Origin of the sequence: Burkholderia sp. Bp9090 (assembly GCF_003857985.1) — a bacterium.
Lineage (GTDB): Bacteria > Pseudomonadota > Gammaproteobacteria > Burkholderiales > Burkholderiaceae > Burkholderia.
Window position 1 is genome coordinate 77,010 of the sequence record NZ_QTPV01000007.1, and the last position, 15,463, is coordinate 92,472.

15 protein-coding genes are annotated in these 15,463 nt (G+C 69.5%); 3 read left to right on the forward strand and 12 right to left on the reverse strand.

All coding sequences use genetic code 11. From position 1 onward, the window contains the following. Positions 1–110: 110 nt before the first annotated feature. Positions 111–854, forward strand: coding sequence for a GNAT family N-acetyltransferase (locus tag DIE16_RS09445; RefSeq protein ID WP_124892172.1), 744 nt, complete (start codon positions 111–113; stop codon positions 852–854). A gap of 124 nt (positions 855–978) precedes the next feature. Here DIE16_RS09445 and DIE16_RS09450 read toward each other — a convergent pair whose 3' ends face one another. The 7 genes from DIE16_RS09450 to DIE16_RS09475 form a co-directional block, all read right to left on the reverse strand. Further along, positions 979–1,434, reverse strand: a complete 456-nt coding sequence (locus DIE16_RS09450) for a MarR family winged helix-turn-helix transcriptional regulator (RefSeq protein WP_044843621.1) — start codon at positions 1,432–1,434, stop codon at positions 979–981. A gap of 126 nt (positions 1,435–1,560) precedes the next feature. Beyond that, the gene (locus tag DIE16_RS36565) at positions 1,561–1,704 is read right to left on the reverse strand and encodes a hypothetical protein (protein ID WP_185641311.1); all 144 of its coding nucleotides are present in this window, start codon (positions 1,702–1,704) and stop codon (positions 1,561–1,563) included. Beyond that, entirely contained in the window at positions 1,701–2,072 is a 372-nt protein-coding gene (locus DIE16_RS09455; protein ID WP_124485462.1) for a GFA family protein, read from the reverse strand. Before DIE16_RS09455 ends, DIE16_RS36565 begins: the two co-directional genes overlap by 4 nt. Positions 2,073–2,240: 168 nt before the next feature. Continuing rightward, positions 2,241–3,341, reverse strand: coding sequence for a nitronate monooxygenase family protein (locus DIE16_RS09460; protein WP_124892173.1), 1,101 nt, complete (start codon positions 3,339–3,341; stop codon positions 2,241–2,243). A gap of 279 nt (positions 3,342–3,620) precedes the next feature. Then, positions 3,621–4,880 carry an MFS transporter gene (locus DIE16_RS09465; protein WP_124892174.1) on the reverse strand — a complete coding sequence of 420 codons (1,260 nt, stop codon included), beginning with the start codon at positions 4,878–4,880 and terminating at the stop codon, positions 3,621–3,623. Further along, positions 4,877–6,079, reverse strand: a complete 1,203-nt coding sequence (locus tag DIE16_RS09470; protein ID WP_124485465.1) for a YbfB/YjiJ family MFS transporter — start codon at positions 6,077–6,079, stop codon at positions 4,877–4,879. Before DIE16_RS09470 ends, DIE16_RS09465 begins: the two co-directional genes overlap by 4 nt. Positions 6,080–6,196: 117 nt before the next feature. After that, on the reverse strand, positions 6,197–7,123 hold the full coding sequence (locus DIE16_RS09475; RefSeq protein WP_044843518.1) for a LysR family transcriptional regulator: 927 nt from the start codon (positions 7,121–7,123) through the stop codon (positions 6,197–6,199). 144 nt (positions 7,124–7,267) lie between these two features. Here DIE16_RS09475 and DIE16_RS09480 point away from each other — a divergent pair, with 144 nt between their 5' ends. Next, on the forward strand, positions 7,268–8,437 hold the full coding sequence (locus tag DIE16_RS09480) for a hypothetical protein (protein ID WP_124892175.1): 1,170 nt from the start codon (positions 7,268–7,270) through the stop codon (positions 8,435–8,437). A 485-nt stretch (positions 8,438–8,922) separates the two neighbouring features. Continuing rightward, a complete protein-coding gene (locus tag DIE16_RS09490) occupies positions 8,923–10,380 on the forward strand; it encodes an MFS transporter (protein WP_124892177.1) in 1,458 nt (485 codons plus the stop codon). An 89-nt stretch (positions 10,381–10,469) separates the two neighbouring features. On the opposite strand, the gene DIE16_RS09495 is transcribed toward DIE16_RS09490, so the two are convergent. From DIE16_RS09495 to DIE16_RS09515, 5 genes are all read right to left on the reverse strand, one after another. Beyond that, positions 10,470–11,363 (reverse strand): LysR family transcriptional regulator, encoded by an 894-nt coding sequence (locus DIE16_RS09495; protein WP_124485468.1) that lies wholly within the window; start codon positions 11,361–11,363, stop codon positions 10,470–10,472. A 120-nt stretch (positions 11,364–11,483) separates the two neighbouring features. Beyond that, positions 11,484–12,311 carry an alpha/beta hydrolase gene (locus DIE16_RS09500; RefSeq protein ID WP_124521742.1) on the reverse strand — a complete coding sequence of 276 codons (828 nt, stop codon included), beginning with the start codon at positions 12,309–12,311 and terminating at the stop codon, positions 11,484–11,486. A 294-nt stretch (positions 12,312–12,605) separates the two neighbouring features. Further along, a complete protein-coding gene (locus DIE16_RS09505) occupies positions 12,606–12,989 on the reverse strand; it encodes a VOC family protein (RefSeq protein WP_124485470.1) in 384 nt (127 codons plus the stop codon). A 19-nt stretch (positions 12,990–13,008) separates the two neighbouring features. Next, positions 13,009–13,974, reverse strand: coding sequence for a hydroxymethylglutaryl-CoA lyase (locus DIE16_RS09510; protein WP_124892178.1), 966 nt, complete (start codon positions 13,972–13,974; stop codon positions 13,009–13,011). Positions 13,975–14,003: 29 nt separating this feature from the next. Then, positions 14,004–15,194 carry a CaiB/BaiF CoA-transferase family protein gene (locus DIE16_RS09515; protein ID WP_044843524.1) on the reverse strand — a complete coding sequence of 397 codons (1,191 nt, stop codon included), beginning with the start codon at positions 15,192–15,194 and terminating at the stop codon, positions 14,004–14,006. Between the last annotated feature and the right edge of the window lie 269 nt (positions 15,195–15,463).

Below are 15,463 nucleotides of genomic sequence, written 5' to 3' on the forward strand. Positions count from 1 at the left end.
CAAATAAAGCGCATGCGATATAATCGCATGCGCTTTTTGTTCGTCTGAGACCTGAATGGACGATCGCGTCTATGCTGTGCGACGAACGACCTTCAATCAGGGAGCAGGCAATGCGGCAAGCAACGACGGGGAACGAAGGAAGCGGAGCGCATCCGCTCGACAACGCCGTGTGGCATGCGCTCGCCGGCGAGCAGCAGCGTTTTGCGCTCGGCGACGAGCGCGCGCGGCGCTTTCCTCCCGAACTCGCGCCCTTTGCCGGCCTCGCCGAGCGCAGCCCGGCCGCTTTCGACGCGTTGCGCGCATTGATCGACACGCACGGGCCCGCGGCACTGGTCACGCCTGACGAGATCCCGACGCCGGGCGGATGTTTCGTGGTCCGGCGCGCGGTGCTGCATCAGATGATCTGGCAGGGAACGCCTGACGATGCGCAGCCGCTGGAGCATGTCCGGCTGACCGAAGTCGACGTACCGGCCATGCTCGAGCTGATCGCGGCGACGGAGCCGGGTCCGTTCGGCCCGCGCACGATCGAATTCGGCGGCTATCTCGGTGTACGGAGAGAAGGACGGCTCGTGGCGATGGCCGGTCAGCGACTGACTGCCGGCGGCCATACGGAGATCAGCGCCGTGTGCGTGGATCCCGCCTTTCGCGGCCAGGGCCTCGCGGCCGGACTGATCCGCGCATTGATCGCGCGGATTCGCGCGCGGGCGGAAACGCCGTTTCTGCATGTGCTGTCGTCGAATCGCGTCGCAATCGAGCGCTATCTGGCACTCGGTTTCACGATCCGTCGCGACATGCAATTGCTGGTGTTGGGGCGTGAGGATACCGGGACGGGCCAGCCCGAGCGTCAACCGTAAGCAACCGAGCGCAGCATTGCAAAAGTCGGTCCGGACGGCCGGAAAAGCATGGACATCGTGGAGGAAGCCGGCTGCAATCGTATCGCCGGCTCGACATCGAGCCGGCGGTCAGGCTATTCGTGCTTTACTCGTCGATCGAATCGATCAGGTTGCCGCGCAGCGTGACGATCGCCTTCTGCATCTTCGCGAATTCGTCGGGTTTGAGCCCGGTGGCTTCGACGAGATTCATGTCGAGCCCCTTCTCGCGCACGCGGCGACCGCTTTTCGTCAGGCTCACGACCACCTGACGCTCGTCCGACGGATCGCGGTGCCGTTCCAGATAACCCATCGCCTCGAGCTTCTTCAGGATCGGCGTCAGCGTGTTCGATTCGAGGAACAGCTTTTCGCCGAGCTGCCCGACCGTCTGGTCGCCCTCCTCCCACAGCGCAATGATCGTGATGTATTGCGTGTACGTGAGGCCGAGCTCCTCGAGGATCGGCTTGTAGGCCTTGCCGAACGCGAGGTTCGTCGAGTAGATCGCAAAGCACAGGAACTCGGACAGCTTCGGCGTGGCGGGCGATTGGGTTTCGGTCGGTTTCATGAGCATCCTCCATCGACACGGGAGCGTGTCGCAGATGAATGCATTATATATCGCGTGCGATCTTATCGGAAGCATGATTATCGTTTCCGATCGACAGCACGCGACGCGAGCGATGCCCGCTCACGCTCAGGCTCGATCGCCGTCGTTCCGGCCCCGGTGCTCGCCGTGCCGTTGCCGGCTGATCGACAGCAGCGAACACTGCACCGGATGCGCGATTTCGGTCGCGAGGCCGCCCGCGGCGAACAGCAGGATCGTCAGCCAGCGTTTCATGCATCCTCCACGACGGACAGGCTCGCGCCGTCGGCGACGGTCGCGTCGAGCGCATACGGTTCGACGCCTTCGAGGCAGCCGAGATTGACGCGCCAGCACGCGGGATCCTTGCGCGTCTGATGAAACGGGTAGACGCCGCACCGGCTGCAGAAAAAGTGACGGGCCGTGCGCGTGTTGAAACGGTAGGTCGTCAGCGCGTCCTCGCCTGCGACGATCTTCAGGTCGGCGGCGGGGAACATCGGGCTCATCAACGCGCCGCGACGGCGGCAAAGGCTGCAGTTGCAGCGAACGGCCGGCGCAAGCGCGGTCCGGACCTGGAATTTCACGGCGCCGCAATGGCAGGATCCGTTGAACCATGTAGCAGACATGTCGTGCTCCTCGAGAGGTGATGTCTGCTTTATAACGAACCCGGGCGGACGCGTTGTATCGCTCTGTATCCGCGCGGTGCGCAGACACAGAGCATTGCAATTTTGTCGCGAACGGTGCGGATTTCAGCGCCTTCCGGCGCGTCCGCCGCACGCCGCGTGATCCGGCACTCAGTCCAGCGCGTGCTGCAGCCGCGCGATGGCCGCCCGCGTCTCGCGCTCGAGCGTCGCGAACAGTTCCGCCGCCGGCAGCGACCGCACGAGCGGCGCCGCCTGCCCTGCCCACTGCGCGCCGTAGCCGAACTCGCCCTTCGCCTTCGCGGCCGCATGCAGCGCCTTGCCGGCGTCGTACGCGATCGGATAGGCGGGCGTCGCCGGTGCGTGCGGATCGTCGCCGAGCGCCGTCAGCCGGTTCGCGATGCCGCGCGCGACACGGCCGGAGATCGCGGTCGTGAAGGTCGTGCGGTGCGGCGCGTCGCCGAGGATCGCGCGGCGATAACCGTCGTCGATCGACGTTTCCGGACACGCGACGAACGCCGTGCCGAGTTGCGCGGCCTGCGCACCGAGCGCGAGCGCCGCGGCGATGCCGTCGCCGTCCATGATGCCGCCGGCGGCGATCACCGGCAGCGCGCATTCGCGCACGAGCAGTCGCGTCAGCGCGAACGTGCCGAGCCGGTCGTCGTGCGCCGTCGAGTCGAATACGCCGCGATGCCCGCCGGCCTCGATGCCCTGCGCGACGATCGCATCGATGCCGGCCGCGGCGATCTGGCGGGCTTCGTCGGGATGCGTCGCGGACGCGAACAGCGTGATGCCGGCGCGCTTGAGCATCGCGATCGCCTCGTCGGACGGCAACCCGAAATGAAAGCTCACGACCGCCGGTTTTTCCTCGAGCAACATCGCGAGCATCGCATCGTCCGCGACGAAGCTCGTGTAGATCTCCGACAGCGCCGCCGGCGGCGTCGCGCCGTATTCGCGGAACACCGGCGCGAGCCACTCGAGCCACGCGCGTTCGACCGCGGCATCGGCCCGCGCCGGCTGGTGGCAGAACAGGTTGATGTTGAACGGCCGGTCGGTGAGCGCGCGCGTGTCGCGGATCATCTTGCGCGCGCCGTCGGCGTTCGTCGCGCCGACGCCGAGCGAGCCGAGCCCGCCCGCGTTCGACACGGCAGCCGCCAGCGCGGGCGTGCTGACGCCGGCCATCGGCGCCTGGATGATCGGAGTGCGGACGCCGAGCGTGCGCAGCAGCGTCCGGTTGTCGGTCGGTCGATTCATGTCGTTGCCTCCTGCAACGTCCGGGATCGGAAGGCTCGGGCCGGCTGCCGGCCGAAGCGGCTTGGGTGGGTCCGGCGACGTCGCGGATGCGCGGTGCGTCGCGTGGACCCTGTCATGCGAATGCGAAAGCGGTGCCGGGTTCGGCGGCTGACCAAACGACGACGCGGCCGTCGCGACGCGTGGTTGCGGCGTCGTCTCCGCACGGCGTTCGAACCGGCCGCCCCGCAACTGCGCCCATGCTACGCCAGAGCGCCGCCGGCGGGCCAGCGCGCAGCGCTTCTACCGGCTGCGCACCCGATATGCGAGCGCCGCGCAGGCCGCCAGCAGCGCGGCCGTCACGAAGAACACCGAATGCAGGCCGAGCGCGACGCCGATCTGGCCGCCGATCACCGGGCCGATCACCTGCCCGCCGAACTGCGCGGACTGCAGGTAGCCGAGCATCTGGCCCGTCGCGCGCTCGTCGACCGACTGCCGGACCAGCTTGCCGATCGACGGCAGCAACCCGGCGAGCGTCATCCCCATCAGCACGCGCAGCGCGGCGAGCTGCCACCAGTGCGTGACGAACGCCTGCGGCAGCATCGCGAGCGCGGTCAGCAGCAGGCAGCCGACGATCACGTTCCAGCTGCCGATCCGGTCGGCAAGCGCGCCGAGCCGCGCGGCGGTCAGCATGCTGCCGAGTGCGGAGCCGGCCATCACGACGCCGGCGACGCGCGCCAGATGATTGCCGTCCACGCCGAGCCCGCCGATATAGACCGTGATGATCGGCTCGATCGACATGTTCGCGAGCAGCACCATCATCGCCGTCACGAGCAGCGCGGCGACCGCCACGCGATCGGTGCGCCGGGCCGGGTTCGCCGACGTTGCGCGGGCGTGCCGCGCGTGCGCGTCGGTGGCCGGATCGAAGTCCTCCTTCACGACGACGATCGTCAGCAGCGCGGCGACGGCGATCATCGCGCCACCCGCGAAAAACGTGCCGCGAATGCCGAGCCAGCCCGGCAGCAGGCCGCCGACGAGCGGCCCGACGAGATTGCCCGCGAGCGCGCCGGTCGACAGGATGCCGAGCGCCCAGCCCGCGCGTTCGCGCGGCGCCTGGGTGCCGACCATCACGGTCGACGCGGACGCATAGCCGCCGACGAGCCCGGCGATCAGCCGCAGTGCAACGAGTTCCACCACGTTGTGCGCGACGCCGATCAGCGACATCACGACGGCCATCCCGAGTGCCGCGCGCACGAGCATCGGCTTGCGGCCGAAGCGATCCGCGAGGCGGCCCCACAGCGGTGCGGTGACGGCCGTGCCGAGGAACGTCGCGCCGAACGCGACGCCCGACCACTGGATCACGGCCGACTGCGCGTCGACGCCGAGCTGCCGCACATACAGCGGCAGGAACGGCAGCAGCATGCTGAGACTCACGAGCGTCGTGAACGAACCGAATACGCACACGGCAAGATTGCGCCGCCAGTAGCGCGCATTGCGTTCGGCGTAGCCGGCGCTCGGGCGGCCGGCGTGTGCGGCGGCCGGTGCGTGGGCGGTCGTGCTCATCGCGCCCTCGCCGAGGAGATCACGTCGACCGCGAGCGCCAGCAACAGCGCGGCGGTGCCGACGCCGAACAGCGCTTCGTAACGGCCGCCGCTCGATGCGAACAGGTACGACAGACCGTAGGCGGCGACCGCCTGCATGATCGCGAAGCTGGTCGTCGCGCTGCGCCATGCGCGCTTCGCGACCGACGGATGATGCGCGAGCAGCTCGTTTACGCGGCCCAGCGCGAGCGGCACGATGCCGGGCGTGAACGCGCCGACGAGCAGGCTCGACACGATCAGCGCGGCCGGGCCCAGGCCGAGCAGCGGCAGCGCGACCGCGACGGCTTCGATCGCGAATGCGATCCGCAGTGCGCGGCCGAAGCCCGCACGGTCGGCCAGATGCCCGCACGCGAGCGGCCCGACGATCGCGCCGAGGCCGTACAGCACCCAGTACTGCGCGCCCGCGTCGACGCCCTTGCCGAGTCCGCGCGCGACGTAGTCGACGAGGAAGATCATGTGCGGGACGAGCCCGACCGCGTTGAGCCCGTATTCGACGTACAGCGCGCGCAGGCTGCCGGCCGGCAGGTTGCGCGCGTGCGCGGCATGCGCCGCGGCGGCTGCGGGCCGTGCGTCGTCGGCCGGCCAGCCGCGCCACGCGACGGCGGTCAGCAGTAGCGACACGATCGCGAGCCCGAGCCACGTGACGGTGAGCCCTTGCCGCAGCAGGATCGGCACGATCGTGCCCGATGCCGCGATGCCGAGCCCGATCCCGGTGAAGATGCCGCCGCTCGCGAAACCGCGCCGGGACGGCGGCACGTGCGTGAGGATCGCCGGCGCCGCGAGCACCATCAGCGCCCCGCCCGACAGGCCGGACGCGAAACGCCACACGAAGAACCACACGAACGACACTGGTGCCGCGCACGCGACGAATGCGAGTGTCGCGAGCAGCATCATCGCGCGCAGCACGGCGGTCGAGCCGGCGCGGCGCGCGAGCGTGCCGGCGACCAGCGCCCCGGCCAGATAGCCGCCGAGGTTGGCCGCCCCGAGATATGCGGCGGTGGACGCGGGAAACCAGTGCGCACCGATGATCGCCGGCAAGAGCGGCGTGTACGCAAAGCGCGCCAGGCCGATGCCGATCAGGCTCGCACTGGCGCCGGACACCGTGCCGCGCCACACGTTGAATGCGGGGGCGTGCGGCCGGTCGAGAAGCGCTTGTTGCATGGAAACCTCCCATTCGCTGGGCGGATGCACGCGCATCCGCCGGTTGAAGGAAGTCTAGATTGAACCGGGTATCGGGAGAATCCATGCAGCACGGAAGCCATTCTTCCGTAACGCGATTCAATCGCCGTCGGTGATGGCCGCCAGCTGCGCGAAATGCTCGCGCAATCGCGGCGCGGCGAAATCGACGAACGTCCGCACCTTCGGCACCGACAGGCGTCCGTAAGGCGTGACCAGATGAATCGGCAGCGGCGCGTGCTCGCTGTCGCGCAGCACGATGCGCAGCGCGCCGTCCCGCACCGGCTCCGCGACGTGATACGAGAACAGCCGCGTGACGCCGTGGCCGGCGAGCGCCGACGCGAGCGCACCGCGGATCGTGTTGACGATGAAGCGCGGTGCGAACTGGACCACCTGTGGCAGCGCCGACGGCGCGGACGGCGGAAAGCTCCACGAATCGAGCCCGAAGTGCGTCATCGAGATGATCCGGTGCCGGGCGAGATCGGCCGGCGCGGTAATCGGCGGATGGTTCGCAAGGTAGTCCGGCGACGCGACGACGACACGCCGCACCGCGCCGACCGGCATCGCGACGAGCGTCGAATCGCTCAGGTGCGCGATGCGCAGCGCGACATCGATGCCCTCGTCGATCAGGCTGACGGGACGGTCGAGCAGTTGCAGGCGAATCGACACGGCCGGATGGCGGTCGATGAATTCGTCGATGAGCGCACGCAGCACGTCTTCGCCCGCGGCGACCGGTGCGGTGATCGTCAGCAGGCCGCGCGGCGCCGAGCGTTCGTCGGCGATCAGCATGTCGGCTTCCTCGAGATCCGCGAGGATGCGGCGGCACGCTGCCGCATAACGTTCGCCGGCTTCGCTCAAACGGATCGTCCGGGTGGTCCGGTACAGCAGCGCGGTGCCCGTGTGTTCCTCGAGAAACGCGAGCGCGCGGCTGACGGCCGCCGGCGAGCGGCCCAGGCGGCGGCTCGCGCCCGCGAGGCTGCCCTCGTCGAGCGTGGCGACGAACACCTTCATCGCATCGATTCGGTCCATGTCGTGTGCGGAGCGCGTGGGGTCGTGTCGTGGGGGCTGGAAAAGCCAGCGAGCAGTCTACCGTACGCGTTGCGCAACGCGGGGGCAGCGCGGTCGCGCCGCTTCGTGAAATACTTCGGCCACGCGTCCTTGCGGAACTTCGAGATGACCGACTTGCCTGCCGTGCCCGCGTTGCGTTGCGTCGTCATGCGTTGCGCGTCGGCGTGCGTCGTCGCGTGGCTGGTCGCCGGGCCGGCGATGGCCGGCTCGTCGGCGGTGTCGCCGCCCGGGTTGCCGGCGCCCGCAATCCGCTCGCCGCAACGCATCCTGTTCGTCGGCGACAGCCTCACGCACGGCCGTTACACGCCCGTGCGTTCGTACGGCGCGATGCATGCCGGCCGTCAGGCCGCAGGCGCGGCCGCGGCGCGGGTGATCGACGAGAACTTCGGGCAGACCGGCGCCCGCGCGGAACGCGAGCCGGGCCCGTGGGGCGGGATTCCGGGCATCTTCGCGCGGTTTGCCGTCGAAGCCGGGCTCGACTATGACGTCCATCTCGAAGCGATGTCGGCGACGAGTCTCGCCAAACACGACCGCGTTGCATCGGACGTGATCGACCGGCCCGTCTGGGACGCGGTCGTGCTGCAGGAGTTGAGCGCGAAGCCGCTGCCGTTCGTGCTCACGCATAGCCGTGCCAGCGATCCCGCCGCCTTCTGCGCGAGCGTCGCGAAGATCGCGCGCGGCATTCGCGCTGCTGCACCGCAAGCGCGCGTCTATCTGTACGAAACCTGGCCGGGCGCCGATCTCGCGAAGGCGCTGGCGGGCGAGCCGGGCAGCGCCGGCTTTCACGCGCGCTATGTCGAGCGTCTCGCCGAACTCGTCGCCGCGTATCGCGGTGCATTCGAACGCGCCCGCCGCACCGATCCGTCGATCGTGGCCGTCGCGCCGGTCGGCCGCGCATGGCAGCGCGCGTGGATGGCGGGCATCGCCGATCCCGATCCGTATGCGCCGTCGGGCGCCCCGCTGCTGTGGTACGGCATGCGCGCGCACAACGACCCGCCGATCTCGCGGCTCGACTATCAGCATCCGGGCGTGACGGGCGCTTACCTCAGCGCGCTCGTGCTGTTCCAGCAGATCGCCGGCGTCGACGTGCGCACCCTGGGCGCGCGGGAGCAAGCAGCCGCGCAGCTCGGCATCGCGCCGGACCTGGCGGTGAAGCTGCAGGCGGTTGCGTCGGAGACGGTGCGGCATGAACGGGCCGACGTCGGGGGCGGGACCGGCACCGATGCCGGTGCGGCGGCGACGGATGAACGGTCCGATCCGTGCGCGTCGCCATGAGCCGGATGGGCGGACGAGCGGCGGCGCTGCACATTCGGTGCGTCGCAGCGATCGATGAACGCTGACGAATGCAAGGTCCCGCGGCGTCGCTCCGCCGTTCCGTCGCGCGGCGCCGGCGGATTGACCGAGGATACCGAACCGCGCGGTACGCCATCACCATCACCGGCCGCCGAATCCGCGCAGCGCGGCCTATCGTTTTCCCTGCCCTGACCTTCCCGCCTCGGCTCGCCTTCCGTCCGACGCCCGCCCAGCGGGCGTTTCCCGGCCTTTCTGCGCAGGAAAGGATGCTTGAAGCATCCGCAATTATCGCGTCGCGCAAATTCGCCGACCATGTTTCGGACGATCGGCGCCGCCCGCGCATCCGGCCTTTCGCGGGCCTTGCGGGCACGTGCGCCGCGTCGCGCGACCGGGCCCGTGATGCCGGCCGCGAATAGCCGCGAACGGCCGGGCATCGCGCCACGGCAAATCGATAATCAGGAGACACGATGAACAGCCAATCCCTCGACCTTGGCGGCACCGCGGGCGGACCCGCGTCCGCCGCATCGTCCGCGGCCCGGGCCGGCGCCGATGCGACGGCCCTGCCCGCCCGCGGCATCACGCTCGGCGAATTCATGGACGACCTGCCGGTCGGTGCGCTGCACCGGTTCGTCGTCTGGGTGATCGGCATCGGGCTGTTCTTCGACATGTACGAGATCTTCCTCGTCAGCACGATCGGCTCCGCGCTGCAGCACGAATACGGGCTGAGCCGGCAAAGCGCCGATTTCAAGCTGCTGCTCGCGTCTGCATTCATCGGAATGTTCGTTGGCGCGCTGTGCCTCGGCAGCCTCGCCGACCGCATCGGCCGGCGCAAGGCGTTCCTGATGACGCTCGTCTGGTACAGCGCGTTCTCGCTGATCGGCGCGTTCTCCGTGAACGCCGACATGCTCGTCGCATGCCGCTTTCTCACGGGCATCGGCGTCGGCGCGATCTACCCGGTCGCCGACAGCTTCCTGTCCGAGATCCTGCCGAAGGACAAGCGCGGACGGCTTGCCGCATGGGCCTATACGACTTCGTACGTCGCCGTGCCGCTGGTCGGCTTCCTCGCGCTGTGGCTGAATCCGCTGCACGTCGCGGGCGTGGCCGGCTGGCGCATCATCCTCGCGATCGGCAGCCTCGGCGCCGTGTACGTGCTGCTGGTCCAGCATCGCCTGCCGGAAAGCCCGCGCTGGCTGCTCGCGCAGGGCCGCGCCGCGGATGCGCACGCCGCGGCGAAGCGCTTCGCGGACAGCGCGGGGGTGCGCGTGCCCGACCAGTTCGCGGCATCGGCCGAACCGCAGCGGCCGCTGCGCGTCGGCGAGCGCATCGCGCTGCTGCGCCGCCGGCCCTACGGCGCGCGCTACCTGATGCTCGCGGTATTCCACCTGTTCCAGGGCTTCGGCTATTACGGCTTCGGCACGCTCGCGAGCACGGTCGTCAAGAGCCGCGGGTTCGACGTCACCGACAGCACGCTGTTTATCGCACTGTCGTTCATCGGTTATCCGATCGGCTCGCTGCTGTCGATTCCGCTGCTGAACTGGATCGAGCGCCGCACGCTCGTGATCGTGTCGATCCTCTCGATCGCCGCGTTCGGGCTGTGCTTCGCGTATTCGGGCAATACGGCGCTGATCGTCTGCTTCGGATTCCTGACGACCTGCGCGTCGAACGTGTTCAGCAACGCGTATCACGTGTATCAGGCGGAGATCTTCCCGGCGCGCGTGCGCTCGACCGCGATCGGCAGCACCTACTCGCTGTCGCGCATCGTCAGCGGCGCGCTGCCGTTCGTGCTGCTGCCGGTGCTGGCCGAGCACGGCGCCGGAGCGATGTTCGGCGTGATCTCGGTCGCGCTCGGCATCGTCGCGGTCACGCTGCGCGTGCTCGGGCCGCTGACCACGCGGCGCAGCCAGGACGACATCAACCCGGTATGACGCGGTATGCGGCACGGGGCATGCGTGCCCCGTGCGTCGCGCCTGCCGCGCGTTGAACGCAGGTCGCGCATTCTTCGCATTCAGCGCGTTCAGCGCGCCGACATGAAATCGAACAGCTTCGCGATGTCCGTGGTCAGCACGGTGCCGGCCTTCACGCCGACCCACAGCGTGCGCGTCGCCCACGCGTCGTCGAGCGTCACGACGCCGAGCCGCGCCGCGCGCTCGCCCGTCACCGCGTCGCGCGGCAGCACGCCGATCCCGAGCCCGGCCTCGATCATCCGGCTCACGCCGTCGAAATTCGATACCTGGATGCGCAGCTTCAGCGAGCGCTCGGCCGCGAACGCGGCGTCGGTCATCCGCGCGAGCAGCGAACTGCCGTCGCTCAGGCCGACGTAGTCTTCATCGAGCGTATCCGCGAAGCGGATGCTGTCGCGCGCGGCGAAGCGATGCCCGCGCGGCACGAGCAGCACGAGCTCGTCGCGCCGGTACAGCCGGCGTTCGATGCCCGGCGCCGGCACGTTGTCCGCGAACACGCCGAGATCGGCCTTGCCGGACCCGAGCGCATCGACGATCTCGTGACTCAGCCTTTCCTCGAGACTGACCTTGATGCCCGGGTTGTCGGTCAGGAACGCGGCGAGATCGGCCGGCAGGAACTGGACGATCGCCGACGTATTGGTCCACACGTGAATGTGGCCGCGTACGCCGGCGACGTAATCGCTCATCTCGTGCGCCATCCGGTTCACCTGCTCGATCACCTTCGCCGCATGTTCGAGCAGCGCGCGGCCCGCGGGCGTCAGCTCGACGCCGCGCGCATGCCGGACGAACAGCGCGCTGCCGGTCACGCTCTCGAGTTCGGCGATCCGCTTGCTGACCGCGGACAACGTGAGCTGACCGTGTTCGGCCGCCTTGGTCAGGCTGCCGTGCTCGGCGACGAGCGCGAACACGCGCAGCGACTGCAGATCGAAATGAAGCGGGTTCACCATGACGAGGATCCTGGGGTGTGCCGTGCGGCGCGTGCGAACGGCGCCCGACCGGCTTGATGCCGATCATACGCCCGGCCATGCACGCGGCGAAAGCGCGCGAGACGGCGCAGGACGGCGCGCTCAGCGCGGCGCGATCGCCTGCAGTGCGGCGAGCATCGCGCTGTCCGGTCGCGCTAGATCGTCGAGTACCGTGAAGTGCTGCATGCCCGGCAGCCACGCGCGTGCAACCGGCTCGCCGGCCGCCTCGCATGCGTCCGCGTATTCATGCGCATGGCGCACCAGCTCCGGCAACTCGGCCGCGCCGACCGCGACGACGGTCGGCGCACCGGGGCCGACATGACGCAGCGGGCTGTAGGCGGCGATTTCCTGCGCGGTGAGTCGAAGCTTCTCGCCGAGCACGCACAGCGAGATCGGCTCGAGATCGACGAGCGGGCTGATCGCAAGCGCCGACACGACCGCCGGATGCGCGCGATACACGGCGGTCAGGTGACCGCCTGCCGAGTGGCCGCTCAGGTGGATCGGCCGGCCGCCGGTGCCGATGCGATCGGGATCGGCCGCGAGATGGTCGAGCAGCGCGCCGATCTCGCCGACGATGTCGGTCATCGATGCAGCCGGTGCGAGCGTGTATTCGGCGAGCACGACATCGAACCCGCGTGCGAGCGGCCCGGCGGCCGCGTACGCGAAATCTTCCTTCGCGCAGTGCTGCCAGTAGCCGCCGTGAATGAACACGAACAGCGGCGCGCCGGGCAGGCCGCAGCGCAGCCAGTCGAAGCGCTGCGCGGGGCGCGACCCGTAACGCAGGTCGCGCTGCGCGGGCGTCGCGGCGTAAAGCGCGGCACTGCGTGCCTGGCAGGACGCGAGTACCGCGGGGAAGTCGGGAATGGCCTTCGTGTTCAGGTAAGCGGCGTCGAGCGCCGCGCGGTCCATGCCGCGATAGAGGATCGTCATTCGGAATGTGCGTGGGTCGGATTGCGGATCCGCGGGACGCGCGTCGCGCCCGCTGCGAAGGCGGCGGACGGACCGGCGCCGATGCACGCCATTATCCGCAGTACAACGGGGCGCGCCTATCCGGAATCGGCGGGTGCGGTACGCGCCTGTCCGCTTTCGGCGGAGGATTGCTGCGTGGCGGGCGCATCGCGCCGGCGCATGCGGAACCGGCAGAACGGACGCGATGCTGCGCCCACGCCGCACGACAGCTCGGCATGACCGCCGCGCGCGCCGTGCAATTCACGGCAACGCAACTCAGATCAGCTCGGAGATCTCGATCAGGTTCAGGTCCGGGTCGCGCACGTACACCGACCGGATCTTCTGCGTCGCGCCGGTGCGCTCGACGGGCCCTTCGACGATCGGCCATTCGACGAGGTGCAGATGCGCGATCACGTCGTCGAGCGGCACCGACGCGATGAAGCACAGGTCGAGCGCGCCGGGCACCGGCACGTGCGCCTTCGGCTCGAACTCCGCGCCGCGCACGTGCAGGTTGATCTTCTGGTTGCCGAAGCGGAACGCGAGCCGGCCCGCGCCGAAGGTTTCGAGCTGCATCTGCAGCACTTCGGTATAGAAATGCTTCGTCCGCTCCGGATCGACGCAAGTCAGCACGAGGTGGTCGAGGTGGTCAATCAGTGCCATGTGATTCGCTCCGGTTCGGTTACGAGAAAGCCCGCTGCGCCGGCATGTGGCCGGCTTCGGCGCGCGGTGGCGGATGCAGGTCCGAGCGGCGCCCGGCCTTCAGGATCTGGCTCGGCACGTCATGCCCGATCAGCGCGGGCAACCGCGCGGCCGCGGCGAGTACGCCCGCCAAGTCGACGCCCGTATCGTAGCCGTCGAGCGCGAGCATGTGCACGAGCTCCTCGGTGCACGCGTTGCCGGTCGCGCCCGGCGCGTACGGACAGCCGCCGAGGCCGCCGAGCGATGCGTCGAAGCGGTCGATGCCGGCGTCGAGCGCGGCGAGCGTGTTCGCGAGCGCCATGCCGCGCGTGTTGTGAAAGTGCAGCGTGAGCTGCAGCGCGCCGAAGCGTTCGCGCGCGCGTTCGGCCAGGTCGCGCACCTGGGACGGATACGCCATGCCGGTCGTGTCGCACAGCGTGAAGCCGTGCACGCCGAGATCCGCGAAGCGCTGCATCCACGCGAGCACGGTTTCCGCGCGCACGTCGCCTTCCATCGGGCAGCCCATCGCGGTCGACAGCGACACGTTGAGCGCGACGCCGGTGCCGCGCACCCTGTCGATCACGTCGCGCAGCTGCGCGAACGACTGCTCGCGGGTCATCCGCAGGTTCGTGCGGTTGTGGCTCTCGCTCGTCGACATCACGAGGTTCACCTCGTCGACGCCGCACGACAGCGCGCGTTCCGCGCCGCGCACGTTCGGCACGAGCACCGTATAGACGACGCCCGGCGCGCGCACGATGCCGTGCATCACGGCTTCCGCGTCGCGCAGCGCGGGGATCGCCTTCGGCGACGTGAACGACGTGACCTCGATCTTCGCGTAGCCGCACGCGCTCAACGCGTCGACGAGCGCGATCTTGTCGTCGGTGTCGACGAACGCCGCTTCATTCTGGAAACCGTCGCGTGTCGCGACTTCTTGAATATAAAGTCGTTGGGGATGGGGCTGGTTCATGTCGTCGTCCCGGTCGCAGGTTGGTCGCTTCAGATCACGCCGCGCGTGCGCCAGTCGTCGCGCGTCGCGGCATCGATGCCGATCGATTCGAGTACCGCGTCGGTATCGGCGCCGAGCGCGGGCGCCGGACGCTCGATGCATCCCGGCGTCGCGCCGAGTTTCGGCACGATGCCCGGCACGAGCACGGGCGTGCCGTCGGGCAGCGCGGCGTCGACGATCATGTCGCGTGCGCGGTAATGCGGATCGGCCGCGATGTCCGCGACGTCGTAGATGCGCCCGGACGGGATGCGTGCGTCGTGCAGCGCGGCGAGCACGTCGTCGAGATCGAGCCGCGCGCTCCATTCGCCGATCGCCGCGTCGATGCGCGCGACCTGCGCGACGCGCCCGTCGTTGTGCGCGAGCGCGGGATCGTCGCCGAGATCGGGGCGCCCGATCAGCGCCATCAGGCGCCGGAAGATGCTGTCGCCGTTGCCGGCGATCAGCGCGTACCTGCCGTCGCGGCAGCGGTACGCGTTGGTCGGAGCGATGCCCGGCAGGCTGCTGCCGGCCGGCTCGCGCACCGCGCCGAACGCCGAGTATTCGGGCAGCAGGCTTTCCATCATGTTGAAGACGGATTCGTACAGCGCGACGTCGACGACCTGCCCCTTGCCGCCCTGCTGTTCGCGATGGCGCAGCGCGAGCAGGATGCCGATCACGCCGTGCAGCGCCGACAGCGAATCGCCGAGCGACACGCCGACGCGCACCGGCGTGCGGCCGGGCTCGCCGGTCAGGTGGCGCAGGCCGCCCATCGCTTCGGCGATCACGCCGAAGCCGGGCCGGTCGCGATACGGGCCGGTCTGGCCGAAGCCCGATACGCGCAGCATCACGAGCCGCGGGTTGATCGCGGACAGCGTCTCCCAGTCGAGCCCCCAGCCTTCCAGCGTGCCGGGCCGGAAGTTCTCGATCAGCACGTCGGTCCCGGCGACGAGGCGGCGCACGACGTCCTGCCCTTCGGGCGTGCGCAGGTCGAGCGCGAGCGAGCGCTTGTTGCGCGACTGCGCGGCCCACCAGACCGACGTGCCGTCGTGCAGCAGCCGCCATTTGCGCAGCGGGTCGCCGACGCCGGGCGGCTCCACCTTGATCACGTCCGCGCCGAATTCGGCGAGCATCCGGCCCGCGAACGGCCCGGCGATCAGTTGGCCGAGTTCCAGCACGCGGATACCGTCCAGGGGGCGCGTCATGCTGTCTCCTGAAAATCGTGTTGTCGATGACGGCGATCATGACGGCGTTCGCATCCGGCGAAAATCGATCGATGCTCAACCAGCCTTTCCTGAACGGAAAGGGGCGCGTGGCTCATTTCGCGGGCCAGCACGGCGGCTTCGTCGAGCGCCGCACACGCATCGTCCCAGCGGCGCCCGCGTGCGCCATCGCCTGCAGCACGACGGGGCGCTGCCACAGCGGCTCGTGCGACGGAACAGTGAACCGGGAAGTCGTCGGGCCGGCCGTGCAC